Annotated in this window: 24 protein-coding genes and 1 pseudogene; 14 read left to right on the top strand and 11 right to left on the bottom strand. The window is 74.0% G+C overall.

The features are described 5' to 3' along the window. Positions 1–20 precede the first annotated feature (20 nt). Positions 21–1049, bottom strand: a pseudogene (locus ACFZCF_RS03065) (rod shape-determining protein); the annotation flags it as partial. A 285-nt stretch (positions 1050–1334) separates the two neighbouring features. On the opposite strand from ACFZCF_RS03065, the gene ACFZCF_RS03060 reads away from it, so the two are divergent. Continuing rightward, positions 1335–2486 (top strand): hypothetical protein, encoded by a 1152-nt coding sequence (locus tag ACFZCF_RS03060; RefSeq protein ID WP_391284233.1) that lies wholly within the window; start codon positions 1335–1337, stop codon positions 2484–2486. 19 nt (positions 2487–2505) lie between these two features. Here ACFZCF_RS03060 and ACFZCF_RS03055 read toward each other — a convergent pair whose 3' ends face one another. Continuing rightward, entirely contained in the window at positions 2506–2940 is a 435-nt protein-coding gene (locus tag ACFZCF_RS03055; RefSeq protein ID WP_388440476.1) for a MarR family winged helix-turn-helix transcriptional regulator, read from the bottom strand. A gap of 97 nt (positions 2941–3037) precedes the next feature. Here ACFZCF_RS03055 and ACFZCF_RS03050 point away from each other — a divergent pair, with 97 nt between their 5' ends. From ACFZCF_RS03050 to ACFZCF_RS03035, 4 genes are all read left to right on the top strand, one after another. Then, positions 3038–4057 carry an NADP-dependent oxidoreductase gene (locus tag ACFZCF_RS03050; protein WP_388440473.1) on the top strand — a complete coding sequence of 340 codons (1020 nt, stop codon included), beginning with the start codon at positions 3038–3040 and terminating at the stop codon, positions 4055–4057. Positions 4058–4121: 64 nt separating this feature from the next. Then, positions 4122–4544, top strand: coding sequence for an organic hydroperoxide resistance protein (locus ACFZCF_RS03045; protein WP_388440470.1), 423 nt, complete (start codon positions 4122–4124; stop codon positions 4542–4544). A gap of 53 nt (positions 4545–4597) precedes the next feature. Beyond that, entirely contained in the window at positions 4598–5425 is an 828-nt protein-coding gene (locus ACFZCF_RS03040; protein ID WP_388440467.1) for an EI24 domain-containing protein, read from the top strand. Between the two features lie 11 nt (positions 5426–5436). Beyond that, positions 5437–6258, top strand: coding sequence for a pectate lyase (locus ACFZCF_RS03035; RefSeq protein ID WP_391284229.1), 822 nt, complete (start codon positions 5437–5439; stop codon positions 6256–6258). On the opposite strand, the gene ACFZCF_RS03030 is transcribed toward ACFZCF_RS03035, so the two are convergent. After that, positions 6255–7013 (bottom strand): nitrilase-related carbon-nitrogen hydrolase, encoded by a 759-nt coding sequence (locus tag ACFZCF_RS03030; RefSeq protein WP_391284227.1) that lies wholly within the window; start codon positions 7011–7013, stop codon positions 6255–6257. The two genes, ACFZCF_RS03035 and ACFZCF_RS03030, sit on opposite strands and share 4 nt — an antisense overlap. Before the next feature lie 51 nt (positions 7014–7064). Then, positions 7065–7637: a TetR/AcrR family transcriptional regulator gene (locus ACFZCF_RS03025; protein ID WP_388440459.1), complete on the bottom strand. Its 573-nt coding sequence runs from the start codon at positions 7635–7637 to the stop codon at positions 7065–7067. Positions 7638–7783: 146 nt separating this feature from the next. Between ACFZCF_RS03025 and ACFZCF_RS03020 the strand changes: the two genes are divergently transcribed. Beyond that, complete coding sequence (locus ACFZCF_RS03020; protein ID WP_391284224.1) at positions 7784–10297, top strand: glycoside hydrolase family 3 C-terminal domain-containing protein; 2514 nt, start codon at positions 7784–7786, stop codon at positions 10295–10297. Here the strand turns inward: ACFZCF_RS03020 and ACFZCF_RS03015 are convergent. Further along, the gene (locus ACFZCF_RS03015; protein WP_391284222.1) at positions 10284–11180 is read right to left on the bottom strand and encodes an SGNH/GDSL hydrolase family protein; all 897 of its coding nucleotides are present in this window, start codon (positions 11178–11180) and stop codon (positions 10284–10286) included. The genes ACFZCF_RS03020 and ACFZCF_RS03015 overlap by 14 nt on opposite strands. A gap of 262 nt (positions 11181–11442) precedes the next feature. Between ACFZCF_RS03015 and ACFZCF_RS03010 the strand changes: the two genes are divergently transcribed. Then, positions 11443–11937 (top strand): DUF3145 domain-containing protein, encoded by a 495-nt coding sequence (locus ACFZCF_RS03010; protein ID WP_388440450.1) that lies wholly within the window; start codon positions 11443–11445, stop codon positions 11935–11937. Between the two features lie 70 nt (positions 11938–12007). Further along, a complete protein-coding gene (locus tag ACFZCF_RS03005; RefSeq protein ID WP_388440447.1) occupies positions 12008–12364 on the top strand; it encodes a hypothetical protein in 357 nt (118 codons plus the stop codon). A 236-nt stretch (positions 12365–12600) separates the two neighbouring features. Here ACFZCF_RS03005 and ACFZCF_RS03000 read toward each other — a convergent pair whose 3' ends face one another. From ACFZCF_RS03000 to ACFZCF_RS02980, 5 genes are all read right to left on the bottom strand, one after another. Then, on the bottom strand, positions 12601–13863 hold the full coding sequence (locus ACFZCF_RS03000; protein WP_388440445.1) for a beta-ketoacyl-[acyl-carrier-protein] synthase family protein: 1263 nt from the start codon (positions 13861–13863) through the stop codon (positions 12601–12603). A gap of 109 nt (positions 13864–13972) precedes the next feature. Then, a complete protein-coding gene (locus ACFZCF_RS02995; RefSeq protein ID WP_388440442.1) occupies positions 13973–14221 on the bottom strand; it encodes an acyl carrier protein in 249 nt (82 codons plus the stop codon). Between the two features lie 58 nt (positions 14222–14279). Next, the gene (locus ACFZCF_RS02990) at positions 14280–15311 is read right to left on the bottom strand and encodes a ketoacyl-ACP synthase III (protein WP_388440439.1); all 1032 of its coding nucleotides are present in this window, start codon (positions 15309–15311) and stop codon (positions 14280–14282) included. A gap of 18 nt (positions 15312–15329) precedes the next feature. Next, complete coding sequence (locus ACFZCF_RS02985) at positions 15330–16274, bottom strand: acyltransferase domain-containing protein (protein WP_391284218.1); 945 nt, start codon at positions 16272–16274, stop codon at positions 15330–15332. 89 nt (positions 16275–16363) lie between these two features. After that, positions 16364–17563: a PucR family transcriptional regulator gene (locus ACFZCF_RS02980; protein ID WP_388440432.1), complete on the bottom strand. Its 1200-nt coding sequence runs from the start codon at positions 17561–17563 to the stop codon at positions 16364–16366. A 63-nt stretch (positions 17564–17626) separates the two neighbouring features. Here ACFZCF_RS02980 and ACFZCF_RS02975 point away from each other — a divergent pair, with 63 nt between their 5' ends. Then, positions 17627–18277, top strand: coding sequence for a pirin family protein (locus ACFZCF_RS02975; protein WP_391284216.1), 651 nt, complete (start codon positions 17627–17629; stop codon positions 18275–18277). A gap of 5 nt (positions 18278–18282) precedes the next feature. On the opposite strand, the gene ACFZCF_RS02970 is transcribed toward ACFZCF_RS02975, so the two are convergent. Beyond that, positions 18283–19467, bottom strand: coding sequence for an Ig-like domain-containing protein (locus ACFZCF_RS02970; RefSeq protein ID WP_391284214.1), 1185 nt, complete (start codon positions 19465–19467; stop codon positions 18283–18285). A 282-nt stretch (positions 19468–19749) separates the two neighbouring features. Between ACFZCF_RS02970 and ACFZCF_RS02965 the strand changes: the two genes are divergently transcribed. The 5 genes from ACFZCF_RS02965 (at position 19750) to ACFZCF_RS02945 (ending at position 25659) form a co-directional block, all read left to right on the top strand. After that, positions 19750–20883 (top strand): lipid II:glycine glycyltransferase FemX, encoded by a 1134-nt coding sequence (locus ACFZCF_RS02965; protein ID WP_388441772.1) that lies wholly within the window; start codon positions 19750–19752, stop codon positions 20881–20883. Continuing rightward, positions 20880–22502, top strand: coding sequence for a murein biosynthesis integral membrane protein MurJ (gene murJ, locus ACFZCF_RS02960; RefSeq protein ID WP_391284212.1), 1623 nt, complete (start codon positions 20880–20882; stop codon positions 22500–22502). The genes ACFZCF_RS02965 and murJ overlap by 4 nt, the downstream gene beginning before the upstream one ends. Before the next feature lie 51 nt (positions 22503–22553). After that, a complete protein-coding gene (locus tag ACFZCF_RS02955) occupies positions 22554–23237 on the top strand; it encodes a response regulator (protein ID WP_388440421.1) in 684 nt (227 codons plus the stop codon). A gap of 197 nt (positions 23238–23434) precedes the next feature. Then, the gene (locus ACFZCF_RS02950; RefSeq protein ID WP_391284209.1) at positions 23435–25054 is read left to right on the top strand and encodes an ATP-binding protein; all 1620 of its coding nucleotides are present in this window, start codon (positions 23435–23437) and stop codon (positions 25052–25054) included. Then, a complete protein-coding gene (locus ACFZCF_RS02945; RefSeq protein WP_388440415.1) occupies positions 25051–25659 on the top strand; it encodes a hypothetical protein in 609 nt (202 codons plus the stop codon). Before ACFZCF_RS02950 ends, ACFZCF_RS02945 begins: the two co-directional genes overlap by 4 nt. The last annotated feature ends 14 nt before the right edge of the window (positions 25660–25673 follow it).

Raw genomic sequence — 25673 nt, 5'->3', positions numbered from 1 at the left:
GCCAGGCCGCGGTGGTCGCCCAGCGGGTCGAGGACCATCGGCTGCACCTTGCCCTCCAGCATCGCGCCGAGGCCGAGCACGGCGCAGATGTCGGGGCGTTCGGCGATGTGCACCGGCATCCCCGTGGCGTCCCGCAGCATCTGGTCGAGGCCCGGCAGGAGCGCGCTGCCGCCGACCATCATGATCCCGCGGTCGGCGAGGTCGGCCACCAGGTCCGGCGGGCAGTCCCGCAGCACCTTCCCGATCCCGTCGAGCACCGCCGTCAGCGGCGTGTGGATGGCCTCGCGCACGGCGGCCGTGTCGACGGTGACCGAGCGGGCCAGGCCGGTGGCCACGTCACGGCCGTGGATCTCGGTGGAGGCCGGGCCGTGCGGGGTCAGGCCGTTGCCGCTCAGCGCGAGCTGGAGCGGGCGCACCGACTGGCTCGGCAGCATCAGTTCGTGGTGGTGGCGCAGGTGCTGGATGATCGCGTGGTCGATGGCGTCGCCGCCGACCGGGATCCGCTCGGCGGTCACGATCGCGCCGAGCGAGAGCACCGCGACCTGCGTCGTCGCCGCGCCGCACACCATGATCATGGTCGCGGTCGGCTGCTCCACCGGCAGGCCGCAGCCGACGGCCGCGGCGATCAGGGTGTCGACCAGTTCGACCCGGCGCGCCCCGAGCCCCACCAGGGTCTCGACGGCGGCCCGCTGGGCGAGCGGATCGCTGTCGTGCGGGGTGCAGGCGGCGGCGCGGAGGCGGGGCTTGCGGCGGAGCTGGCGGCGCAGCTTCTCGCCCAGGAGGTGGCGGAGCATCCGCTGGGCCATCTCGATGTCGACGACCGTGCCGCCGGAGACCGGGCGCACCACCCGGATGTAGTCGGGGGTGCGGCCGGTCATCTTCTCGGCGAGCGCGCCGACCGCGATCAGCGCTCCGGTGCGGGTGTTGACGGCGGCGACGCTCGGCTCGTCGACGACGAGCCCGGCCCCCTTGACGAAGACCCGGGTGCGGGCGGCACCCAGGTCGACGGCGACGTGGCAGCGGCGCAGCTGATCGAGGCTGACGGTCATGGCGGATCCTCCGGGATGCGGTGCTGACACGGGCGAGGTGTCGCGGTTCGGGTTTCCTCTTGGCATCGTGCGACCGTCGGGCCCGCCGCGCGCGCTGGGCTGCGCCGCCCGGGGCCGGTGCGGGGCCGGGACGGTGGTGGAGGGGAGGTGGCGAGGCGGTGGTGAGGGCGGATCAGGCGAACCGGGAGAATCGCGACGCCACGGCGGCCACCTGCGGTTTCCTCACAAGATCCTCACTTCCACGCCTACCCGGAGCCGAGGCCCTCGTCCTAGCGTGCGAGCCCCATGGACTACTGCCACGCGTGCCGGCGGCATCTCAACGGGGCCCTCGCCTGTGCCGGGTGCGGAACTCCCGTCGAGCGGCTGCGGTACGAAACCCCCCACGCCCCGCCTCACCCCGCGCCTCACGAGGGCGCCGAGGCACCCGACCCGTACGCGACCGGCCGGGCGTACGCCCCGGAGACGTACGGGACGGAGACGTACGCGACCCAGGCGTACGGGACCGGGACGTACGCGCCGGAGCCGTACGGCGCCGTCCAGGAGGCGTACGGCGCCGTCCCGGAGGCGTATCCGCCTGCCCCGGAGCCGTACGCGCCCGCTGCGGAGGCGGCGGTTCCCGAGGCGTCCGTTCCGGAGGAGGCGCCGGCCGGTGAGCCCCTGGCGCCCGAGCACGTCTACGAACTCGACCTGGTGGTGCCGCCGAGGGCGGCCGGGGGAAGGGCGGCGGCCCGGGCCGCCACACGGCGGGAGAAGGGGCGCGCCGGACGCTCCGGACGGGGCCGGACGGTCGCGGTGAGCGCGCTCGGCCTCGTCCTGGCGGCGGGGTCGCTGGGCCTCGCGAAGTCGGTCTTCGAGGAGCCGGAGACGAAGGGCGGCGCGGCGACGGCGGTGGAGGAGCTGGAGGTCACCGAGGCCCCGCTGCCGCCGGCGCTGCCGACCCGGAGCCCGGGCGGCGAGGACACCGCGGAGGCGGAGGACGGCGACCGGGCGGACGGGGCCCCGTCGGCGCCCGCCTCGCCGACGGGACGCCCCCGGCAGATCGGCACGGGGACGGGCGACGGCTCGGGCACGGGCGCCCCGCCCGCGCCCGGAGGGGGCGGGCACTCCGGCGGCGGAACCGGTACGGGCACGGGCACGGACTCCGGTACGGGCGCGGGTTCGGGTACGGGTACGGGTGCGGGTTCCGGCACGGGCGCCACGCCCACCGCCGGGCCCTCCTCCGCCGCGCCCTCCTCCCCGGCGCCGTCCGTGCCGGAGGTCACCGCGGACCCGCAGGACGAGGACCCCGGCGGCACGCCGAGCGCCTCCGGCTCGCCCACCGCCCCCGCCCCGGGCAGCGCGAGCCCGTCCGCCCCGGCGAGCCCCCGCCCGAGCACGGCGACACCGACCCCGCGCCCCGCCGAGACCTGCACCCGCTTCCTGTGGTGGTGCGTCTAGGGGGCCGCCGGTTCCGCCCCTACGGCAGCTCCGCGCCGATCATGCGGCGCAGCAGGTCGCGCAGGAGGGCGCGCTCGACGGCGGTGAGCTCGCCGAGCGGTTCCCGGGCGAAGTGGAGCGAGTCGCGCAGCCGACGGGCGGTGTCCCGGCCCTCGTCGGTGGGCGCGGCCAGCTTCACGCGGCGGTCCGCCGGGTCCGGGCGCCGCTCGACCAGGCCCCGGGACTCCAGGCGGTCGATGATCCCGGTGACGTTCGAGGGCTCGCACTTGAGCTTCTCGGCGATCTTCCGCATCGGGGTGGGCTCCAGTGTGAGCAGCCCGAGGACGCGGGCCTGCGCGCCGGTCAGGGAGTGGGCCGCGGCGGCCTCCTCGTACTCCTGGTGGTAGCGGGCCACGACCGTGCCGATCAGCTCGACGACTTCGAGGGTCACGGGGTCGCTGTGAGGGGTGGGCATGGGCACCATCGTACTCCGATGCTTGACAACATGAAATATTCAGGAGCATGGTTGTTTCAGTAAGTGAAGCTTTCCTGTTCGCCCCGGAGGTCCCCCCATGACCGCACTGCCCGCCACCAGCCGCGCCTGGAACCTCGTCGCCCGCCCGCACGGCTGGCCCGCCCCCACGGACTTCGCCCTGCGCGAGACGCCGGTCGAGGCGCCCGCCGAGGGCCGGATCCTGGTGCGGAACCTCCACTTCTCGGTGGACCCGTACATGCGCGGCCGGATGAACGACGTGAAGTCCTACGTCCCGCCGTTCAAGCTGGACCACCCGATGGACGGCGGCGCGGTCGGCGTCGTCGTGGCGTCGAACGCCGAGGGGTTCGCCGAGGGCGACCACGTCCTGCACGGCCTGGGGTGGCGCGAGTACGCCGACGTGCCCGCCCAGCACGCCACCAAGGTCGACCCCGAGCTCGCCCCCCTCTCCGCCTACCTCGGCGTGCTCGGCATGACCGGCCTCACCGCCTACGCGGGCCTCTTCGAGACCGCCTCCTTCAAGGAGGGCGACGCCGTCTTCGTCTCCGGCGCGGCCGGCGCGGTCGGCAGCCAGGTCGGCCAGCTCGCCAAGCTGGGGGGCGCCTCCCGCGTGATCGGCTCGGCCGGCTCGGACGAGAAGGTGAAGTGGCTGGTCGAGGAGCTCGGCTTCGACGCCGCCTTCAACTACCGCAACGGCCCGGTCAAGGACCAGCTCCGCGAGGCCGCCCCGGACGGCATCGACGTCTACTTCGACAACGTCGGCGGCGACCACCTGGAGGCCGCCATCTCCTCGCTCAACGTGCACGGCCGCGCCGCCATCTGCGGCATGATCGCGCAGTACAACGACACCGAGCCGGTCCCCGGCCCGCGGAACATGGCGTTGATCATCGGCAAGCGGCTCCGCCTCCAGGGCGTCCTGGTCGGCGACCACTACGGCCTCCAGGCGAAGTTCGTCGAGGAGGTCGGCGCCCGGCTGCGCTCCGGCGAGCTCAAGTACCGCGAGACCTTCGTCGAGGGCATCGAGAACGGCGTGGACGCCTTCCTCGGTCTGCTCCGCGGTGACAACACCGGAAAGATGATCGTTTCATTGGACCGGTAGTCTGCCCTCAGCCGTCGCGATCGTGGGCGCGAGTCGAGACGGGGAGAAGAAGGTAGAAACCAGCATGTCCATCCAGCACACCGACGTTCTCTACACCGCCGTCGCCACCGCGGAGAACGGCCGCGACGGCCGGGTCGCCACCGACGACGGCAAGCTCGACGTCGTCGTCAACCCGCCCAAGGCCATGGGCGGCTCCGGCGAGGGCACCAACCCCGAGCAGCTCTTCGCGGCCGGCTACAGCGCCTGCTTCCAGGGCGCCCTCGGCGTCGTCGCGCGGAACGAGAACGCGGACGTCTCCGGCTCGACGGTCACCGCCGAGGTCGGCATCGGCAAGAACGACGACGGCTTCGGCATCATCGTCAAGATCTCGGCCTCCATCCCGAACGTGGACGCCGAGACCGCCAAGAGCCTCATCGAGAAGGCCCACCAGGTCTGCCCGTACTCCAAGGCGACCCGCGGCAACATCACGGTCGAGCTCGCGGTCTGACCCGTACCGTACGTCCGTACGGAGCCGCTGACCCGCCCCGATAGGCTGCGCGCATGCGCGATTTCGGGGCGGGTTTCGGTTATCTGGTCAAGGGCCAGAAGTGGGTGGTACGGCACGGGCGCCAGTTCGGCTTCGGACTGCTGCCCGGTCTGGTGACGCTCGTCCTCTACGCCGGCGCCCTGGTCGGGCTCGGCTACGGCGCGGACGACCTGGTGACCTGGGCGACGCCCTTCGCCGACGACTGGTCCTCCCCGTGGCTCGGCCTGCTCCGCGACGGCCTGACGGCGCTCGTCTTCGTCTTCGGCCTCTTCCTCGCCGTCATCACCTTCACCGCCGTCACCCTCCTCGTCGGCCAGCCCTTCTACGAGTCCCTCTCGGAGGACGTCGACCGCGACCAGGGCGGCGAGGTCCCCGAATCCGGGCTGCCGCTCTGGCGCGAGCTGTGGATCTCCGCCCGCGACAGCCTGCGGATCGTCCTCCGGGTCGCCTTCTACGGTGTCCTCCTCTTCGCCTGCGGCTTCATCCCCGTCGTCGGACAGACGGTCGTGCCCGCGCTCGGCTTCTGCGTCTCCGGCTTCTTCCTCGCCGAGGAACTGACCGCCGTCGCCCTCCAGCGCCGGGGCGTCGAGCTCAAGGAGCGGCTGCCGCTGCTGCGTTCCCGCCGGGGCATGGCGCTCGGCTTCGGCGTCCCGCTCACCCTCGCCTTCCTCGTCCCCTTCGTGGCCGTCTTCCTGATGCCCGGCGCCGTCGCCGGCGCCACCCTCATGGCCCGCGACCTGCGCGGCGAGCCGAGCGGCGGGGACGCCGAGGAGAAGGATCAAGAAGGCGGCAACCTTTCCTCCCCGGGCGGCGACCAGGGGGTGCACCACATCCCCCACTGAGGAAGAGAACCATGACCTCTCACAAGCGCAGGACGGGTCGCCGCAGGGCGCTCGTCGGCGGCCTGGCCGCGTTCGGAGTCACCGGCGCGGCCCTCGTCACGACCAGCCTGCTCGCGCCCGCGGGCGCCGCCCCGGCCGCCGCCCCCGCCTGGCCGACCGCCAAGGGCGAGAAGCCGGTCGCCCGGACGATCGAGGTCTCCGGCACCTACGACGGCAAGCTGAAGCGCTTCTCCGGCACCGGTGAGCTCGGCTCCGACGACCAGGGCGAGAGCCAGAAGCCGCTCTTCGTCCTCACGGACGGCGCCGTCCTCAAGAACGTCGTGCTCGGCACCCCGGCCGCCGACGGCGTGCACTGCCTCGGCAGCTGCACCCTCCAGAACGTCTGGTGGGAGAACGTCGGCGAGGACGCCGCCACCTTCAAGGGGACCTCGTCCGGCGCCGTCTACTCGGTGTACGGCGGCGGCGCCAAGGGCGCCTCCGACAAGGTCTTCCAGTTCAACGGCGCCGGCAAGCTCGTCGTGACCAAGTTCCAGGTCTCCGACTTCGGCAAGCTCGTCCGGTCCTGCGGCAACTGCAAGAAGCAGTACCGGCGCACGATCATCGTCAACGACGTCGACGTCACCGTCCCCGGCAAGTCGCTGGTCGGCGTCAACGCCAACTACGGCGACACCGCCTCGCTGCGGAACGTCCGCATCCACGGCGACACCAAGAAGAAGATCAAGCCCTGCACCCGCTTCACCGGCAACAACACCGGCAAGGAACCCCAGGAGATCGGCTCCGGCCCCGACGGCACGACCTGCCGCTACACGGCCTCCGACGTCATCTACGACTAGACGTCACCCACGGCCCGGGGCCGCCCGGCCCCGGTCGTTCGGCCCACCTCGGCCATGACGAACCCCGCTCGTTCCGGTCCCGCGTCGGCGAGCGGGGTGCCGTCCGGGCCCCAGATCCCGGCCCGGCCGCCGCCCTGTCCGACCTCGCTCGGCCCGAGCGAGTTGCCGAGGGCGACGAAGAGCCCGAAGTCCCGGGCCCGCGCCGGGTAGACGGTCTCGAAGGAGTCGTTCCCGCCCTCCAGCATCGAACTGGCGAGGTACACCGTGCAGCCGTCCGCCGCGGCCCGCTCCGCGAGCTCGGGAAACCGGTTGTCGTAGCAGGTGGCGAGCGCGAACCGGAGCCCGTCGAGGACGAACCGCCCGTCGGCGGTGCCCGCCGTGAAGGTCTGCCGCTCGTCCCCGTGGTACAGGTGCCGCTTGTCGTAGCGGGCGAGCAGCGAACCGTCCGGCCCGATCACCAGCGTCGACAGGCCGGGGAGCGAACCCGCTCCCCGCACCGGCCCGTTGACGACCGCGGCCGTCCCGGCGGCCCGGCAGGCCTCCCGGACGGGCCCGAGGCGCGGGTCGTCCTCGGTCAGGGTCAGCGCCGGGTCCTTCCGGATCAGCGCCGTCTCGTACCCGGTGAGCGACAGCTCCGCGAAGACGACGAGCCGGGCCCCGGCGGCCCCGGCCTCCCGGACGAGACCGGCGATCGTGCGGACGTTGGCCTCGATGTCCCCGGCGACCGGGGCGAACTGAGCGGCGGCTGTCTTCATGCCGCCCATGCTCGCAGCTCCCCGGCCGCCCCCCCCCCGCGACGGGTCCCGCTACTCCTCCGCGTCGCCGCGCAGCAGCCGGAGGAAGTCGCGGAAGGCGGCCGGCATGTCGACCGCGCCCGGGTCCAGGAGCCACTGGTACTGCAGGCCGTCCATCACGGCGGTCAGCAGCGGCGCCGCCCTCTCCGGGGTGAGGCCCCCGGGCAGCCGCTCCCCGAACTCCAGGCGCAGCACGTCCGCCATGCCCGCCCGCACCTGCGCGTACCGCTCGGTGAAGAACTCCCGGGCGGGGTGCCCGTCGGTGACGCTCTCGCCGAGCAGCGCGGAGAAGGTCTGCACGATCCCCGGCCGCATCGCGTTGTACTCCACCAGGGAGTCGAGCAGGTCGAGCCGCCAACCCTCGCGGTCCCGGCCGCCGGTCGTGTCCCAGCGGTCGCGCTCCTCCAGGACGGCGACGAGCAGCGCCTCCTTGGTGGGGAAGTAGTGCAGCAGTCCCTGCTGGGTGAGGCCGACCCGCTCGGCGACCGAGCCGAGGGTCGCGCCCCGGTAGCCGCGCTCGGCGATCACCTCCAGAGCGGCGCGCAGGATCTCCGCGCGGCGCTCCTCGCTCCTGGTCCGCACCATCGCCGGCTCCCTTTCCGCAGGTCCTGTCCCCAGGACCGTACGCCATCCGCCGGTCGAGAAAGTAACGAAGTAATAACCTTGCCTACCTGGTTACAGGTGAATCTGTCCATCATGGCGGACCAGCACTTCGACGCGGAGGTACCGACGTGAGCGAGACGGATGGGAACCGGGCGGACGAGGACGCCCTGCGCGAAGCGGCCGTCGAGGCCGCGCTCGCCCGGCTCGACCTGGACACCAAGGCCCGCCTGCTCGGCGGTAGGGACATGTGGTCGCTGCCCGCGGTCCCCGGGATCGGACTGGCCTCGCTCGTCCTGTCCGACGGCCCCGTCGGCGTCCGCGGCGTCCGCTGGACCGCCGACGACCCGTCCGTCGCCCTGCCGTCCCCCACCGCCCTCGCCGCCACCTGGGACCCCGCCCTCGCCCGTCGGGCCGGCCGGCTCCTCGCCCAGGAGGCCCGCCGCAAGGGCGTCCACGTCCTCCTCGCCCCCACGGTCAACCTCCACCGCACCCCGCTCGGCGGCCGCCACTTCGAGGCCTACAGCGAGGACCCGTACCTCACCGGCGCCATCGGCACCGGCTACGTCCAGGGCGTCCAGGACGGCGGCGTCGGCACCACCGTCAAGCACTTCGTCGCCAACGACGCCGAGACCGACCGCTTCACCGTCGACAACAAGGTCGCCCCCCGCCCGCTCCGCGAGCTCTACCTCGCCCCCTTCGAGGCGATCGTCACCCACGCCCGCCCCTGGGGCGTCATGACCGCCTACAACCAGGTCAACGGCGTGACGATGACCGAACACCACCACCTCGTCATCGAGGTCCTGCGCGGCGAGTGGGGCTTCGACGGCGTCAACGTCTCCGACTGGACGGCCGCCCGCTCCACCACCGGCGCCCTCGCCGGAGGCCTCGACGTGGCCATGCCCGGCCCCGCCACCGTCTACGGCGAGCACCTCGCCGCCGCCGTCCGGGCCGGCGAGGCCGACGAGGCCGCCGTCGACACCGCCGTACGCAACGTACTGCGGCTCGCCGCCCGCGTCGGCGCCCTCGAAGGCGCCCCCGCCGCCGTCACCGAGCACCCCGCCCCCCTCGACGGCGACGCCCTCGCCCGCGAGATCGCCCGCCGGGGCTTCGTCCTCGTCCGCAACGAGAACGGCGCGCTCCCGCTGAAGCCCGGCACCGTCGCCCTCTCCGGCGCCGCCGCCCGCGACGCCCGCGTCCTCGGCGGCGGCTCCGCCCAGGTCTTCCCCGAGCACGTCGTCTCCCCGCTCGACGGCCTCACCGCCGCCCTGCCCCCGGGCGCGGTCACCTTCACCCTCGGCGCCGACCCCAGCGACGAACCGGCCCCCGCCGGCCAGGGCTTCACCCTCCGCGCGGTCTGCCGCGACGCCGCGGGCACCGTCCTCGGCGAGGGCACCCTCCCCAACGGCCAGGTCCAGTGGATCGGCGGCGACCTCCCGGCCGGCGTCACCCACGACACCCTCGCCTCCGTCGAGGTCACCGGCGTCTTCACCCCGCGTGAGACCGGCGCCCACACCTTCGGCACGCGAGGCCTCGGCGCCTTCACCCTCACCGTCGACGGGCACGAACTCTTCGACGGCGTCCAGCGGATGGGGCCCGAGACCGACCCCTTCGAGGCCCTCTTCGGCTCCCCGGTCGAGCGCGGCACCGTCGAACTCACCGCAGGCGAGACCGTCGAGGTCTCCCTCCGGCACACCCTCGACGAGGAGTTCGCCGCCCCGCTCCCGGCCGTCGTGTTCTCCCTCGTCCACCTCGGTCCCCGCCGGGACCCCGACGAACTGATCGCCGAAGCCGTCGAGGCCGCCCGCGCCGCCGACACCGCCGTCGTGGTCGTCGCCACCACCGAGCGCGTCGAGTCCGAGGGCTTCGACCGCCGCGACCTCGCCCTCCCCGGCCGCCAGGACGACCTCGTCCGCGCCGTCGCCGCCGCCAACCCGAACACGGTCGTCGTCGTCAATGCCGGCTCCCCGGTCGAACTCCCGTGGCGCGAGGACGTCGCCGCGGTCCTGCTGAGCTGGTTCCCCGGCCAGGAGGGCGGCGCCGCCCTCGCCGACGTCCTCACCGGCGCCGAGGAACCCGGCGGCCGCCTCCCCACCACCTGGCCCGCCGCCCTCGCCGACGCCCCCGTCACCCGGGTCACCCCCACCGACGGCGCCCTCGACTACGCCGAGGGCCTGTTCGTCGGCTACCGCGCCTGGGACCGGACCGGCGCCGTCCCCGCGTACCCCTTCGGACACGGCCTCGGCTACACGACCTGGTCGTACGACTCCCTCACGGCCACCCCGGAGAGCGTCACCGTCCGGCTCACCAACACCGGCGACCGCCCCGGCCGCGAGACCGTCCAGCTCTACCTCGCACCGCTGGGGACCGGGCCGGCCGGCGCGCGGAGCACCACCGCGGAACGCCCCGCCCGCTGGCTCGCCGCCTTCGCCGGCGTCGAGGCCGCGCCCGGCGAGACCACCGAGACGGAGATCGCCCTCCCGCGCCGCGCCTTCGAGATCTGGGACGAGGACGAGAACGCCTGGACGCTCGTCCCCGGCCGCTACGAACTCCACGCCGCCCACTCCCTGACCGACGTCCGCCTGACCGCCACCCTGGAGCTCCACGGCCCCGCCCCGCGCGGCCCCGGAGCTACTTCCGGGTGACCCGCCGGTACGCCAGCTCGGCCAGCCGCGCCTGCCCGGCGCGGCTCGGATGGAACCAGTCCCAGGTACTCAGCAGCGAGGTGTCGAACCGGAAGCCGAAGACCGCGCCGCCGTCGTAGCGGCACAGCTCGTCCGCCGCGCAGACCTCCGCCAGCACCTCGTTGTACGCCACCACCCGGTCCCGCACCGCGGTCCGCCGCCGCTCCGCCGCCTCACCCGCATCCAGCGGATCCGCCAGCATCGAGCCGCAGACGCCCACCTCCCAGACCCGCCGGACCAACGGGTTCGCCCGGCCGGTGTCCCACAGCCGGTGCAGGTCCGGCACGCTCGCCACGTACACCTGCGCCTCCGGGGCGTCCTTCCGCAGCCGGCCGAGCGCCGCCTCGAACGACCGGCGGAACTCCACCACCGGCGTCATCCCCGCCGGGGTCGGCCGGCAGGCGTCGTTGGCGCCGATCATCACCGTCACCAGGCCGGGCCGCTCCGCCGCCGCCCGCGCCATCTGCTCCGGCAGCGCCTCCACCCGCGCCCCGCTCCGGGCCAGGTTCCAGCTGTGCGCGGCCACCCGGTCCGCGCCCAGCAGCCGCAGCGCCAGGCTGTTCACCGCCGGGTCCGTACCGGTCGCCCAGGACGCCTCCGGGCAGTCCGCGAGCAGCGCACAGGCGTCGAAGGCGCGGGTCATCGAGTCGCCGACGGCGGCGACGGACGCGGGGGAGACGTCCCACCGCGAGGTCGGGGTCGGCGCGGGCGCCGGCGTCGCCTTCCGCGCGGGGGCCGCCGCGCTCCCGGGATCCGGCGCCGCGTTCGTACACCCCGCGAGCGCGGCGACCGCGAGCACCGCTCCCACGACGGCGGTACGGATGCGGTGTCGGCCGTACGGCACCGGCCCCCTCCTTCACACAGACGTCCTGGCGAGTGAAAGCTTGGTGTCCACCCGCCCCCGGACCGACCGTACGTCACCCCGATGACGGCGCGGCACGGTAGCTTTTCCCCCGTCGAACCTGCGGCGCGCCCGCGCCGACCGGCTCCGGTAAATTACATCACGTCACATGCTGTCCCTTTTCAGAGGTTTGCGGAGTTCTTCGCCTGATGCTGTTTACCGAGGCCGCTGGGAAGGCGAACCTCGTCCCACACTGGAGGTCCCGGTGACGACACGTGGAGTCCTGTACGTACACTCCGCACCGCGCGCGCTCTGCCCGCACGTCGAATGGGCGGTGGGAGGTGTCCTCGGCGCGAGGGTCCAGCTCGACTGGATCCGCCAGCCGGCGGCGCCCGGAACCTGGAGAGCGGAGTTCTCCTGGCAGGGCGGGACCGGCACCGCCTCGAAACTCGCCTCCGCCCTGCGCGGCTGGCAGATGCTCCGCTTCGAGGTGACCGCCGAGCCCTGCCCCACCGCCGAGGGCGAGCGCTACAGCGCCACCCCCGGGCTCGGCATCTTCCACGCCGTCACCGGCATGCACGGCGACATCCTCGTCCCCGAGGACCGCCTGCGCGCCGCCCTGGCCCGCGCGGCGCGGGGCGAGACGGTCCTGGAGACCGAGGTCGCCCGGCTCCTCGGCAAGCCCTGGGACGACGAACTGGAGCCCTTCCGCTACGCCGGCGAGGGCGCACCGGTCCGCTGGCTTCACCAGGTCGTCTGAGCCCGTTCACCCGGGCCCGCTAGCTTCGCGGCCCTGGGCGCGCCGGAGGGCGCGCGGGCGGGGGAGAGCGTTGAGCAATCTGCGGAGGACGGTCGGCGCGGCCGCCGTCCTGCTGGCGGCGACCACACTGGGCGCGACCCTGGTGCTCCTCGCGGGCTTCGTCTACCAACTGGCGGCCGGAGACGCGACCGGCGTCCTGGCGGCGTGGGCGGGGGGCCTGCTGGTTCTCGCGGTGGCCCTCTTCGCCCTCTTCGGCGCGATGCTGCCGGACGAGCCGACGTCTCCCGTCGAGAACTGGTTCGACGTCCTGGCCTTCTGCTTCGTCCTCCTCGGCCTCTTCGTCGGAGCCCCCTTCGGCATCGCCGGCTACGAGGCCCTCCGCCCCGACACCGCGGCGGTGGCACCCCCACTCACCGAACCCCGCTGACACACCGGAGGCCCGCCCCCCGAACAGGGGGCGGGCCTCGCAGGGGCGTGCGGGTCAGACCGTGCGGAAGGCGAGGACCACGTTGTGGCCGCCGAAGCCGAACGAGTTGGCCCCTTCCTCGTGCGCCCCTCGCACCGCTTCGCGGGCTTCGGGGCGCTGTGCCGGACTCCGTCCGGCGTGGACGAGGCGGAGGCCCGCCCCCCGAGCAGGGGGCGGGCCTCGCAGGGGTGTGCGGGTCAGACCGTGCGGAAGGCGAGGACCACGTTGTGGCCGCCGAAGCCGAACGAGTTGTTGACCGCGGCGATCGTGCCCTCGGGGAGGGGGCGGGGCTCGTCGCGGACGATGTCGGCGTCGACCTCCGGGTCGAGCTCGCCGACGTTGATGGTCGGCGGGGCCACCCGGTGGTGGAGCGCCAGGACCGTCGCGACGGTCTCGATGCCGCCGGCGCCGCCGAGGAGGTGGCCGGTCATCGACTTGGTGGCGGAGACCGCCACGTGGTCGAGGTCGTCGCCGAGGACCTTCCGCAGCGCCTTGATCTCGGCGACGTCGCCCTGCGGCGTCGACGTGGCGTGCGCGTTGAGGTGCACGACCTCGGCCGGCTTCAGGTCGGTGGTGTCGAGCAGGTGCTGGAGCGCGGAGGCGATGCCCCGGCCGGTCGGCTCGGGCTGAGCGATGTGGTGGCTGTCGGCCGACAGACCCTGGCCGATCGCCTCGCAGTAGATCTTCGCGCCGCGGGCCTTGGCGTGCGCCTCGGACTCCAGGATCACGACGCCGGCGCCCTCGCCGAGCACGAAGCCGTCGCGGCCGGTGTCGTAGGGGCGCGAGGCCTTCGTCGGCTCGTCGTTGTTCTTCGACATCGCCATCATGTTGGCGAAGGCGGCGATGGGCAGCGGGTGGATCGCGGCCTCGGTGCCGCCGGCGACGACCACGTCGGCACGGCCGCTGCGGATCATCTCGATGGCGTAGCCGATCGCCTCGGCGCCCGACGCGCAGGCGGAGACGGGGGTGTGGACGCCGGCGCGGGCGTTGACCTCCAGGCCCACGTTGGCGGACGGGCCGTTCGGCATCAGCATGGGGACGGTGTGCGGGGAGACGCGGCGGACGCCCTTGTCCTTGAGCACGTCGTACTGGTCGAGCAGGGTCGTGACGCCGCCGATGCCGGAGGCGATCACGGAGCCGAGCCGCTCCGGGGCGATGGCGGCGTCCTCGCCGGCGGGGGCGGTGAAGCCCGCGTCGGCCCACGCCTCACGCGCCGCGATCAGCGCGAACTGCGCCGAGCGGTCCAGCTTGCGGGCGAGCGGGCGGGGCAGCACCTCACCCGGGTCGACCGCGGCGACCGCGGCGATCTGCACGGGAAGCTCGGCGAAGCGCTCGCCCTCCAGGGGCTTGACGCCGGAGCGTCCCGCGAGGAGACCTTCCCAGGTCGTCGCGGAGTCGCCACCCAGCGGTGTGGTTGCGCCGATACCGGTGACGACCACGGTGTGATTGGTCGAGCTCACAGGAATTCGTTCTCCATGTGTGTGATGGTCGAAAGACGGCGCCACCGCCGGGTGGCGGACCGAGTCAGCGGGGACCGGGCCCGGTGGGGCCTGGTCCACCAAGGCCGAATCAGGCCTGGTGCTTGAGGATGTAGGAGACGGCGTCGCCCACGGTCTTGAGCTCCTTGACGTCCTCGTCGGGGATCTTGACGTCGAAGCGCTCTTCGGCGGCGACGACGACCTCGACCATGGACAGGGAGTCGACGTCCAGGTCGTCGGTGAAGGACTTGTCCAGCTCGACGTCCTCGACCGGGATGCCGGCGATCTCGTTCACGATCTCGGCGAGACCCTTGACGATCTCTTCCTGGGTGTGGGCCATGGTGGCGCTCCTTCTAGCGATTACTTGGTAAGTGGGGCTTCCGGGGGGTCCCGGTCGCCTAGGGGAGAGTAACGACCGTCGCGGCGAACACGAGACCCGCCCCGAAGCCGATGATGAGCGCGGTGTCGCCGCTCTTGGCCTGTCCGGTCGCCAGGAGCCGCTCCATCGCGAGCGGGATCGAGGCGGCGGAGGTGTTGCCGGTGGTCTCGACGTCACGGGCGACCGTGACGTGCTCCGGCAGCTTGAGGGTCTTCACCATCGAGTCGATGATCCGCATGTTGGCCTGGTGCGGGATGAAGACGTCCAGGTCGTCCGGGGTGATGCCGGCGGCGTCCAGGGCCTGCTGCGCGACCTTCGCCATCTCGAAGACGGCCCAGCGGAAGACCGCCTGACCCTCCTGCGTGATGGCGGGGAACTTGATCTCGCCGGCCTCGTTGAGCGGCAGCTTGGAGACGTCCCCCACGTGGAATTCGTTCCAGGGGACGGTCTGCTTGATGGTCTCGGACTTGTCGCCCTCGGAACCCCAGACGGTGGGGCCGATGTGCGGTTCGTCGGAGGGACCGACCACGACCGCGCCGGCGCCGTCACCGAACAGGAAGGCCGTCGCGCGGTCCTCCAGGTCCGTCAGGTCGCTCAGCCGCTCCACGCCGATCACCAGGACGTACTCGGCCGAGCCCTCGACGATCATGCCCTTGGCGAGCGTCAGGCCGTAGCCGAAGCCCGCGCAGCCCGCGGAGATGTCGAACGCGGCCGGCTTCCCCGCGCCGATCTTGTCGGCGATCTCGGTGGCGACGGCCGGGGTCTGCTTGAAGTGCGAGACCGTCGAGACGACGACCGCGCCGATCTGCTCGGGGGTGATGCCCGCCGCGGCGATCGCCTTGCCGGACGCCTCCACGGACATCGCGGTGACGGTCTCCTCGGGGGAGGCCCAGTGGCGGGTGGAGATGCCCGAGCGCGAGCGGATCCACTCGTCGGACGAGTCGATCTTCTCGAGGATCACCTCGTTGGGCACGACCCGGGCCGGGCGGAAACCGCCGACGCCCAGGATCCGCGCGTACGGGGCGCCCTTGCTGGGCTTGATCTTCGACATGCTTCTCGACACTCCTCGTCAGACGGCCGTGTGCTCGGCGACGAGCGTACGGGCCGCATCCAGGTCGTCGGGCGTCTTCAGGGCGACGGTGGCCACCCCCGGCAGCGCGCGCTTGGCGATGCCGGTGAGCGTGCCGCCCGGGCAGACCTCGATCAGCGCGGTGGCGCCGAGGGCCTGGAAGGTCTCCATGCACAGGTCCCAGCGGACCGGGTTGGCGACCTGGCCGACCAGCCGGGCGAGGACCTCGGCGCCGGTGGCGACGGCCTGCCCGTCCTTGTTGGAGACGTACGTCACGTCGGGGTCGGCCGGCGTCAGCTCCTTCGCCGCCTGCTCCAGGGTGGCGACCGCGGGGGCCATGTGGTGCGTGTGGAACGCGCCGGCGACCTTGAGCGGGACGACCCGGCGGACGCCCTCGGGCTTGTCCTCGGCCAGGGCGGCCAGCTGCTCCAGCGTGCCGGCGGCCACGATCTGGCCCGCGCCGTTCACGTTGGCCGGGGTCAGGCCCAGCTTCTCCAGGTGCGGGACGGTCACCTCGGGGTCGCCGCCGAGCAGCGCCGACATGCCGGTCGGGGCGATCGCGGCCGCGTCGGCCATCGCCAGACCACGGGTCCGTACGAGACGGAGCGCGGCGGTGTCGTCGAGGACGCCGGCGAACGCGGCGGCGGTGAACTCGCCGACGCTGTGACCGGCGACGACGCCGGGACGGAGGCCCGCCCCGTCGGCGGCCGACGCTCCGGTGCCGAGGGCGGTGGCGGAGAGCAGACCGGCCGCGACGAGCAGCGGCTGGGCCACGGCGGTGTCACGGATCTCGTCCGCGTCCGCCTTCGTGCCGTAGTGGACGAGGTCGAGCCCGATGGCGTCCGACCAGGCCGCGAGGCGGTCGGCGGCACCGGGGAGTTCGAGCCAGGGAGTCAGGAAGCCGGGCGTCTGGGCGCCTTGGCCGGGAGCGACGAGTACGAGCACCCTCACACTCTCTCTTGCGGACGGTGTCCGGCGCCCGTGGGGACTAGGACGAAGAACCGTCGGGGTAATTGTCGATGTTCGACAAAAGTCTAGGACTGGCCCTCCGCCTCGGCCAAGCGTCCGAGGATCAGCGCGATCCGCAGGGTGAAGGCGGAACGGACATCGGAGGGTGACCATCCGGTGACGTCGGTCACACGTCGAAGCCGGTAGCGCACGGTGTTCGGGTGGACGAAGAGCATCCTCGCCGCGCCTTCGAGGCTACTGGCCTGCTCCAGGTAGACACTCAGGGTCTCCAGGAGCGCCGACCCGGCTTCCTCCAGCGGTCTGTAGATCTCCTCCACCAACTGGTCGCGTGCCGAAGGGTCCGAGGCGATCGCGCGCTCCGGCAGGAGATCGTCCGCGAGCACCGGCCGGGGCGCGTCCTGCCATGCCGTGCACGCCTTGAGCCCGGCCGCGGCGGCCTGCGCGGACCGGGTCGCCGCCAGCAGGTCGGGCACCACGGGCCCGGCCACCACGGGACCCGGCGCGTACGGCCCGAGCAGCGCCTTCGCCACCCCGAGCGGATTGTCGGAGCCGCCCGCGATCACCACGAGCCGGTTGCCGAGCACCCCCGTGAGGACCTGGAGCTTGGCGTGCCGGGCGGCCCGCCGGATCGCCTCCACGGTGAGCTCGCTGTCGCCGTCCGGGGCGGTGCCGAGCACCACGCACACGTGCTCCGGCGAGCTCCAGCCGAGCGCGGCGGCCCGGGACACGGCGCCCTCGTCGGCCTCCCCGGACAGCACCGCGTTCACCACCAGCGACTCCAGGCGGGCGTCCCAGGCGCCCCGCGCCTCCGCCGCCTGCGCGTAGACCTGCGCGGTCGCGAAGGCGATCTCCCGCGCGTACACGAGCAGCGCCTCGCGCAGCACCGACTCGTCGCCCGGCGCGGCGACGTCCTCGATCGCCACCTCCATGACCTCGATGGTCGTCCGGACCATCTCCACGGTCTGCCGCAGCGTGATCGCCCTGGTCAGCTCGCGCGGCGCCGTCCCGAAGACGTCGGTGGAGATCGCCTGCGGCGTCTCCGGGTGCCGGAACCACTCGGTGAACGCGGCGATGCCGGCCTGCGCGACCAGTCCGATCCACGAGCGGTTCTCCGGCGGCATCGCCCGGTACCACGGCAGCGTCTCGTCCATGCGGGCGATGGCGTTCGCGGCCAGCCGCCCCGAGGACTGTTCGAGGCGCTTCAGGGTGGCGGGGTGCGGATGAGCGGCGTTCGTGGGTTCAGGCACGGGACAAGACTGCCTCATCCGGGCGCGGAGGTGCGGGGTCGGGGCGGTTTCGCCACGGCGGGCCCCGCTACCGTACGGGGGATGATCCGCATCCAGCGCGCGGCCGCCCGCTACCCCGGCGGCGACCCCGGGGCCGGCATCGAGACCCGGCACGCCTTCTCCTTCGGGGCCCACTACGACCCCGACAACCTCCGCTTCGGTCCGCTCCTCGCCGTCAACGAGGAGCGGCTCGCGCCCGGCGCCGGCTTCGACGAGCACCCCCACGCCCACACGGAGATCGTGACCTGGGTGGTCGAGGGCGAACTCACCCACCGCGACAGCGCCGGCCACGAGAGCCTGGTCCGGCCCGGCGACCTCCAGCACCTCTCCTCGGCGGCCGGCGTCCGCCACGTGGAGCGCAACGCGGGCGACGCCCCCCTGGTCTTCGTGCAGATGTGGCTCGCGCCCCTGGAACCGGGCGGCTCGCCCTCGTACGAGCTGACCCGCGTCCTGGAGGGCCCGTACCCCGTCCCGGCGGCGGGGGCCGTGCTCCACGTCCACCGGCTGGCGGCGGGGGAGGAGACCGGCCTCCCGGCGGCCGGGACCCTCTACGTCCACGTGGTCCGCGGCGCGGTCGCCCTGGCGGGCGAGGACCTGGCGCGCGGGGACGCGGCGCGCGTCACGGACGCGGCGGGGCTGACGCTCCGGGCGGCCTCCGACGCGGAGGCGCTGGTCTGGGCTTCGGACGTCTGACGCCGTCAGCGCACCGCGCTCTTCGCCTTCCACTCCGGCCAGGACAGGTTCCACGCCCCGTAGCCGTTGCCCTCGGCGACGACCCCCTTCGTGTCGCCGCCGCGGATCTCGAACGGGTCCCCGACGTTCACGCTCGCGTAGAAGGACTTCGCGTCGGCGGTGCTCATGCCGATGCAGCCGGAACTGCGGTTGGCGACCCCGAAGTTCCCCGCGTTCCACGGCGCCGCGTGCGCGTACATCCCGGACCAGGTCAGCCGCATCGAGTAGTCGACCATCTTGTCGTACGCGTCGCCGAGGCCGACCGTCTCGGAGTTCATCCGGATCGTCCCCTCCTTGGCCATGAGCACGGCCGTCCCCCGCCACGACCGCTTGTCGCCGCCCGGTGTCCCGCCCGAGACGGGAATGGTCCGCACCGTCCGCCCGTCTTTGACCAGCGACAGCCGCTTCGCGTCCAGGTCGACCTTCACCACCTGCGAGGCGCCGATCGTGAATCCGGTCCGGTAGTCGCGGACGAACCAGCCGTCGCCGGAGTCCGTGCCGTTCAGGTCCGCCTCCAGCGTGACCCTCGTCCCCGGCTTCCAGTACTCCCGGGGCCGCCAGTCGGCCCGGTCCCGTCCGGAGTAGTCGGTGACCCAACCCCACGACCCCTCGGTGCCGTTGGACGTCGTCACCTTCAACTGCCGTTCCACGTCCGCCTTCCGCTTCACCGGCCGGTCGAAGACGATCGACAGCGGCTGCCCGATGCCGACCGTCGTGTTCTTCCCGGGCGCCAGGGTCAGCTTGTTGACCCGGTCGGCCTTGTCCGTGGTGAAGGCGGACCGCGTCGTCGCCTCCTTGCCGCCCGCGCCCCGGGAGACGACCTCGACGGTGTACGCGGCCCCCGGCACCGCCTTGCGGTCCGAGGTCCAGCGGGCCCCGCCCGCCGCGGACCTGCCGACGAGCCGCCCGCCGTCCGCGTCCGTGACCGTCACCGAAGCGATCGTCCCGCCGTCCGCCGTCACCGTCACCTGCTTCCCGGCCTCCGGCTTCGCCACGGTCACCCGGGCGGGAGCCCCGCCGTCCCCGGCCCCGCCCGAGGGGGCGGTGGCGGACGAGCCGGGACCGCTCGCCGCCTGGGCCGTGCAGGCGGTGAGGGAGACGGCCAGGGCGACGGCGGCAAGGGCGGGCCGGGACGTGCGTATCGGCGGCACGGGACACCTCCGGAAGAGGAGAGAAAAGGGTGGGATGCCCGGACTCTAGGCGGCCCTGGAGCCCCCCGGCCCCGCCGGAGGCCCATGTGACGGGCGCTGGTGGAAAACGGTCATCGTCCCGTCACACACGCCGCGCGGACCCGTCTCATCCGGCTGTGAGCCTGCTGTGCGCCGCGCCACCGAGGGGCGGCCGACAAGGAGGCTCCCGTTGTGTCAGCGCTGCTCGTGACGCCCGCACCCGTGAAGCGCCGCCCCGCCGCCGCGCCGTCGCCCGCCGGCCCGCTGCGGCTCGGCCCCGTCTCCCCGGAGGTGTACCGCGCCTTCCTCGCGGCCCGCTCCACGGGCGCGGACGGCCCCAGCTTCCTCCAACTCCCCGCCTGGGCCGCGGTGAAGGAGGGCTGGAGCCACCAACTCGTCGGCTGGGGACCGGATTCGGGTGCCCTCACCGGCGTCGCCCTCGTCCTGCTGCGGACCTTCCCCGGCACCCGCAAGCACTTCGCCTACCTCCCCGAGGGACCGGTCGCCGACTGGGCCGACCCGGACCTCGACCGCTGGCTCGACCCGCTCCTCGCCCATCTGAAGGCCTCCGGCGCCTTCGCCGTCCGTATCGGCCCCGGGCCTGCCCACCGCCGCTGGACCGCCGCCACCGTCAAGGCCGCCACCGGGCCCGGCCGCCGCCTCGGCGACGTCCTCGCCGACGAGGTCGACCCGCTCGGCACCGCCGTCTCCGAACGGCTCCGGGCCCGCGGCTGGAAGCGCTGCGGCGGCGACTCCGAGGACGGCGCCGACGCCCAGCCCCGCCACGTCTTCCAGGTCCCGCTCACCGGCCGCACCCCCGACGACCTGTGGTCCGGCCTCAACCAGGAGTGGCGGCGCAACGTCCGCAAGGCCCGCAAGGCCGGCGTCGAGATCACCGTCGGCTCCGCCGCCGACCTGCCGGAGTTCCACCGGCTGCTGCGCGTCACGGAGGAGCGCGACGGCTTCCGCCTGGGCCGCTCCCTCGCCTACTACGAACGCCAGTACGCCGTCCTCAACGCCGAGCACGCGGGCCGGATGAAGCTCTACCTCGCCCGCCACCAGGGCGAGATCCTCGCCGCCCACACCATGATCACCGTCGGCCGGCGGGTCTGGTACCAGACCGGAGCCTCCGCCGACCACCGCCGCGAGGTCCGCCCCTCCAACGCCCTCCAGTGGCGGATGCTGCTCGACGCCCACGCCCTCGGGGCCGACGTATACGACCTGCGCGGGGTACCCTCCACCCTCGATCCGGACGACCGCGCCCACGGGCTGCTGCGCTGGAAGCTCGGCACGGGCGGACAGGTCGTCGAGACGCTGGGGGAGTGGGAGACACCGATGCACGGCACGACCAACCAGGCGCTGTACCGCGCCTTCCAGGCCTACCTGAACCGCCGATGAGCGCCGGCACCACCCTTGCCGCGCCCGCCCCGAGCCGGCGCAAGCCCGCGTCCGCGCTGCGCAGCGGCGCCTTCATGGCCGCCGGCTCGCTCGTCTCCCGCGCCACCGGCTTCGTCCGCGCCGCCGTCGTCGCCGCCGCGCTCGGCGCGGGCATGGTCGCCGACGGCTACGCGGTGGGCAACTCCGTCCCCACCATCGTCTACACCCTGCTCCTCGGCGGCGCCCTCAACGCCGTCTTCGTGCCCGAACTGGTCAAGGCCGCCAAGGAACACGAGGACGGCGGCGTCGCCTACACCGACCGGCTCCTCACCGTCTGCGGCCTCGCCCTCGTCGTCCTCACCGCCGGCGCCGTCCTCGCCGCGCCCGCGCTCGTCGACGGCTACACCGACTACGGCGGCGGCCAGCGGGACCTGACGATCGCCTTCACGCGCGCGTGCCTCCCGCAGATCCTCTTCCTCGGCCTCTTCACCCTCCTCGGGCAGGTCCTCAACGCCCGCGGCCGCTTCGGCGCCATGATGTGGACCCCGGTCCTCAACAACGTCGTGGTCGTCGCCGTCTTCGGCCTCTTCCTCGCCGTGAGCGACGGCGGCGAGCTCACCGCCGGCGAGACCGCCCTCCTCGGCTGGGGCACCACCGCCGGCATCGCCGCCCAGGCCCTCGCCCTGCTGCCCTCGCTGCGCGCCGCCCGCTTCCGCTTCCGGCCCCGCTTCGACTGGCGCGGCAGCGGCCTCACCGCCCCGCTGCGCGCCGCCGGCTGGCTCGTCCTCCTCGTCCTCACCAACCAGGCCGCGTACTGGGTCACCACCTGGGTCGCGACCTCCGCGGGCAGGGAGACGGCCACCGGAGGCGCGGGCCTCGCCGCGTACAACAACGCCTACCTCCTGTGGGCCGTCCCGCACGGCATCGTCACCGTCTCCCTGGTCACCGCCCTCATGCCCCGGATGAGCGGCGCCGCCGCCGACGGCGACCTCGCCGCCGTCCGCCGCGACGTCGGCTACGCCCAGCGCACCACGGCCGCCGCCGTCGTCCCCGCCGCCTGCGCCCTCTTCGCCCTCGCGGGCCCGCTCATGTCGGTGGTCTTCGGATACGGCGCGACCGACCCCGCCGACGTCCGCGCCATGGCCTGGACGCTCACGGCCCTCGCCCCCGGCCTGATCGCCCTCTCCGGGCAGTACGTGTGCACCCGCGCCTTCTACGCGCTCCGCGACACCCGCACCCCCTTCCTGCTCAACCTGGTGATCGCGGGCCTCAACGCGCTGCTCTCGCTCGCCGCGTACCACTGGCTGCCCACCCGCTGGACGGTCACCGGCATGGCCGCCGGCTACTCGGTCGCCCTCTGGGCGGGCTGGGCGCTCACCGCGTACGTCCTCCGGCGCCGGCTGCCCGCGGCCGACGACGGCGGCACCGGCCTCGGCCGGCTGCTGCTCGCCGCCGTCCCCGCCACCGGCTACGGCGTCTTCGCCGTCGACGGAACCGCCTTCGCGGGCGCCGTCGTCTCCGGTCTCGCGGGCGCGGCCGCCGTCCTCGGCTCCTTCGTCCTGCTGGCCGGGCCGCTGCGCCTCACCGAGGTCTCCGCCCTGCTCAAGACCGCCACCGGGCGGCTCACCCGCCGGACCTGACCACCGGGGCCCTCCCGCGAGGGCCGCCACCGACCTTGGGATACTCCACGAATGCCTCGTGTGCTCCTCATCGAAGACGACCCCTCGGTCCGCGAAGGCGTCGAGCTCGGGCTCCGGCGCCGCGGGCACGAGGTGCGCACCGCCGCCACCGGGGAGGCCGGGCTCGCCGCGCTCGGTGAGTTCCGCCCCGACCTGCTGCTGCTCGACCTCATGCTGCCCGGCATGAACGGCGTCCAGGTCTGCCGCCGGGTCCGCGAGGACAGCCAGCTGCCGATCATCATGCTGACCGCCCGGGGCGACGACTTCGACGTCGTCATCGGCCTGGAGGCGGGCGCCGACGACTACATCGTCAAGCCGGCCCGCACCGAGGTCATCGAGGCCCGCATCCGGGCCGTCCTGCGCCGCATCGAGGACATCGGCGGCGGCCGCCCCGCCGTCGAGCACCACGGCGCCCTCGCCGTCGACCGGGCCGGTCTCACCGTCGCGAAGAACGGCGAGCGCCTCGCCCTCGCCCCGTCCGAGCTGAAGCTCCTGCTCCACCTCACCGCCGCCCCCGAGCAGGTCTTCAGCCGCCAGCAGCTCCTGGAACACGTGTGGGAGCACAACTACCACGGCGACGCCCGCCTGGTGGACGCCTGCGTGCGCCGCCTCCGCGCCAAGATCGAGGACACCCCCGGGGACCCCCGCTACATCCAGACCCTGCGCGGCTTCGGCTACCGCTTCGGACCCCTGTGAGGACCCGCGGCCCCGGCGAGGACCCGGGCACGGAACACACCCCCGGGCCGACGGCGTACGGGCCGGGACCGTCTGCGCACGCACCCGGGCCGGAGGCGTACGAGCCTGGTCCGACGGCACACCCGTTCGGCCCGGCGGCGTACGAGCTCGGCCCGACGGCATACAAGCCCGGCCCGGCGGTGTACGAGCCGGGACCAATGGCGCGCACCCCCGGGCCGAAGGCGCACGGGACCGGCCCGGCCGCGCACGGGACCGGCCCGGCCGCGTACGCGCACGCCGCCGGGGCCGCGCGCGGCACCGACCCTGAGCACGGTGCCCGGGAGGCCGTGGCCGCCGCCCGGCAGGAGGACTCCCCGTCGCGGGGCCGCCGGGGCCGGGCGCGGGGGCGCAGGCCCCGGCCGTTCGGGCTGCGGACGCGGCTGGTGTTCGCGTTCCTGCTCGTCGCGGCCGTCGGCTGCGGCACCACCGCCGCGCTCACCTACCGGGCCGCCCGCAGCGCCATCCTGGAGCAGACGCAGAACACCGCCGTCTCCGCCTTCCGGCAGCAGGTCGAGGACCTCAACATCACCCTGCCCCTCGACGAGGACTCCCTCCGCGACCGGCTCCTGCACATCGCCCGGCAGGGCAAGCCCCGCCCCTGGCGGGTCTACGCCGAGTACGGCACCCTCCGCGTCTCCTCCACCGACCGCCCCACCTCCTCCGTCCTCACCCCGGAGCTGCGGGCCCGCGTCCACGCGCGCGAGACGACCCCGCACACCGGCTTCCAGCGCGTCGTCAGGCACGGCACCCCGTACCTGACCATCGCCGTCCCCGCCGTCTTCCTCACCGAGGTCGGAGGCGAGCCCCGGCCCACCGGCCTCGTCCTGTACGCCGTGATGGAACTGGGCGAGGACGAGGCCAACATCGAGGCCCTCGTCACCGCCGCCCGCGACGGCGCCCTGCCCGCCCTCGCCATCGCCCTGATCCCGGCCCTGATCGCCGCCCGCGGCGTCCTGCGCCCGGTCCGCGAACTCCGCCACGCCGCCGCCAGCATGGGCCGAGGCCGGCTCGACACCCGCATCCACGCCAAGGGCAGCGACGAACTCGCCGACCTGGCGCGGACCTTCAACGAGTCCGCGGCCGAACTGGAGCGCTCCGTCACCGAACTGCGCCGCGCCGAGGCCCGCGCCCGCCGCTTCGCCTCCGACGTCTCGCACGAACTGCGCACCCCGCTCGCCGGGATGCTCGCCGTCACCGAGGTCCTCGACGAGGACGCGGGCACCCTCGACGACGACACGGCCCGCGCGGTCCGGCTGATCAGCGCGGAGACCGTCAAGCTCGCCGTGCTCGTCGAGGACCTGATGGAGATCTCCCGTTTCGACGCCCGCGCCGCCGAGCTCCACACCGACGAGGTCGACGTCGCCGACTGCGTCCGCAAGACCCTCAGCAGCCGGCGCTGGACGGACCCCCAGCAGGTCCACGCCCTCCTCGACGAGGGCATCAGGGCCCGGCTCGACCCCCGCCGCTTCGACGTCGTCGTCGCCAACCTCGTCGGGAACGCGCTGCGGCACGGCCGCGCCCCGGTCACCGTCCGGGTGCGCGCCGACGGCGGGACGCTCGTCGTCCAGGTCTCCGACCGGGGCCCCGGCATCCACCCGGACGTCCTGCCGCACGTCTTCGAGCGCTTCTACAAGGCCGACCCGGCCCGTGCCCGCTCGGCCGGCAGCGGCCTCGGCCTGGCGATCACCGAGGAGAACGTCCGGCTGCACGGCGGCACCGTCGAGGCCGCCAACCAGCCGGCGGGCGGCGCGGTGTTCACGGTGAGGATCCCGCTGTGAGGCGCCGGCCCGCGCTGGGCGCGCTGCTCGCCGCGCTGCCGCTGGCCGCCGGCTGCGGCATCCAGGGCAGCGACGTCGTGGAGGCGGGCGGCGCGCCGACCGTCGTCGTCCAGCCGATACCGGAGAGCCGGACGCTGCTGTACTTCCTCGGCCCCGACGGGGCGCCGATGCCGGTCTCCCGGGACACCGGCACCACCTTCGTGCCCCTCCCCGAGCGGACCTGGGCGGACGGCGGCCCGGGCGACGCGGCCTCCACCGGGGTCGGTCCCGGCTTCGAGCCCGCGGACGAGCCGCCGTACGGCTCCTCCCTCGCCACCACGAAGGTGCTCGCCGCCCTGCTCGCCGGACCCGGCGGCGCCGAGCATCAGGCGGGACTCACCACCGAGCTGCCCGAGAGCCGCGAGCCGATCCGCGTCGAGTCCGAGCTCGCGGGCGGGATCCGGCTCCGCACCCCCTTCGCGGCGCGGGAGCTGTCGCGCGGCGCGGTCGTCCAGCTGGTGTGCACGGCCGCCCACGCCGTGGACCGCTCCGGCACGGTCCCGGTGACCGTCGAGGGCCCGGACGGGACCCTCCCGGCCACCACCTGCGAGGCCGCGGCCCGCTGAGGCCGCGGCCGCGG

This window comes from Streptomyces sp. NPDC007945, assembly GCF_042958885.1.
GTDB lineage: Bacteria > Actinomycetota > Actinomycetes > Streptomycetales > Streptomycetaceae > Streptomyces.
The sequence above is the reverse complement of the archived record's forward strand: the minus strand, read 5'-3'. Positions and strand labels throughout refer to the sequence as shown.